This is a genomic window from Streptomyces sp. NPDC041200 (assembly GCF_055591805.1).
In genome coordinates this window covers 1-1,793 of record NZ_JBVIZF010000128.1, presented here as the reverse complement: position 1 = coordinate 1,793, position 1,793 = coordinate 1, and the positions used below count along the sequence as shown (strand labels likewise).

2 protein-coding genes are annotated in these 1,793 nt (G+C 65.8%); both read left to right on the top strand.

The genetic code is table 11. From position 1 onward, the window contains the following. Positions 1-1,555: type I polyketide synthase (locus ACZ6CL_RS42940; RefSeq protein WP_468947015.1), on the top strand; the 1,555-nt coding region annotated here is incomplete at its 5' end. Between the two features lie 52 nt (positions 1,556-1,607). Next, the coding region (locus ACZ6CL_RS42935; RefSeq protein ID WP_468947013.1) for a beta-ketoacyl synthase N-terminal-like domain-containing protein at positions 1,608-1,793 on the top strand (186 nt) is incomplete at its 3' end.

The window sequence follows — 1,793 nt, the reverse complement described above, 5'->3', positions numbered from 1 at the left end:
CGTTGTCGCCGTAGAACATCCGGGGGTGGCTTACCAGGCGTTCGACGTTTTCGACGCCGGCCTCGACCGTATCCAGCAGATGCTCGTCGAATTGGTGGGACTGTTCGAAGCGGGCGAGCTCACCCCGTTGCCGTTTACCGCATGGGACGTGCGCCGTGCCCCGGACGCATTCCGTCACATGAGCCAGGCCCGGCATACCGGCAAGATCGTGTTGAGTGTTCCGAAGCCCCTTGATCTCAAGGGCACGGTTGTGGTGACCGGTGGTACCGGCTCCCTGGGCGCTGTGGTGGCCCGGCACCTGGTTGGTGAGCATGGTGTGCGCCATCTGGTTCTCGCGAGCCGGCGTGGACCGGACGCCAAGGGAGCGCGAGAGCTGGTCGCCGAACTCGGTGAGGCCGGTGCGACGGTGACGGCGGTGGCGTGTGATGTCACCGACCGGGACGCGGTGGCGGCACTGCTGGCTGCCGTACCGGCCGAGCATCCACTGACTGGTGTCGTCCATACCGCGGGTGTGTTGGACGACGGTGTGATCGCGACGCTGACACCGGAACGCGTCGCAGCCGTCTTCGCTCCCAAAGTCACCGCCGTGCGTCATCTCGACGAGCTGACGCGGGAGATGGACCTGTCGATGTTCGCGGTGTTCTCATCCGCGGCGGGTGTGTTCGGCTCGGCGGGACAAGGCAACTACGGCGCTGCCAACGCGTTCCTGGACGGTTGGATGGCCGGGCGCCGCGCTGAGGGATTGCCCGGTATCGCGATGGCCTGGGGCCTGTGGGAGCAGATCACGGGCATGACCGCACACCTCAGTCAGGCCGACCAGGCACGTATGAGCCGTGGCGGAACACTGCCCATCGGCGTGGCTGAGGGCATGCGGCTGTTCGACGGGGCCCTGCGGATGCCTGCCGCGCTGGCGGTGCCGATCAAGCTGGACCTGCGGGGGCTGCGTGCTGATGCAGCGGCCGGCCGGGGTACCCCGGCTCTGCTGCGTGCTCTGGTGCATGCCGGTCGGCGGCAGGCGCAGGCCGGGGAGAACGGCGGTGGACTTGCCGCGAGGCTCGCCGGTCTCACACCGCAGGAACAGGAAGCACTGCTGCTCGACCTGGTCCGGGCACAGGTGGCGATCGTCCTCGGCCACACCGCGGTAGCGAACATCGAAGCGGACAAAGCGTTCAAGGATGCCGGCTTCGATTCGCTCACCTCGGTCGAGCTGCGCAACCGCCTGCGCGAAGCCACCGGCCTCAAACTGGCGGCGACAGTCGCCTTCGACTATCCCACCCCACTCGCCCTCGCACGCCATCTGCACGACGAGGTCGACATCACCGACGACGCCCAATCACTGGTGAATTCCAAGATTGACGACATCGAATCACTGATCACCGGATCGCTCTCCAACGATGCCAAGAAGGCCGGGGTCATACTCCGTCTCCAGGGGCTGGTGACGAAGCTCAACGGACTCGGCGATCAGAAGACGAACTCCGCAGTGGCAGAGCAACTGGAATCCGCCTCCGCTGATGAGGTCCTTGACTTCATCAGCGAAGAGCTCGGAATCTCCTGAGAAATCACGCCTTCACTGATTGCCGCTCCCCAGCCCAGCTAAGGAACCGAAGATGGCCACGGCCGAGAAGCTCCTCAAGTCCCTCAAGCTTGTCACAGCCGAGCTGCACGACCTGCGGCAACAGGTCGCGCGCAGAACCGACGAGCCGGTGGCGATTGTGGGTATGGCGTGCCGTCTTCCGGGTGGTGTGGCGAGCCCTCAGGACCTGTGGCGGTTGGTCAGTGAGGGGCGGGAGGGT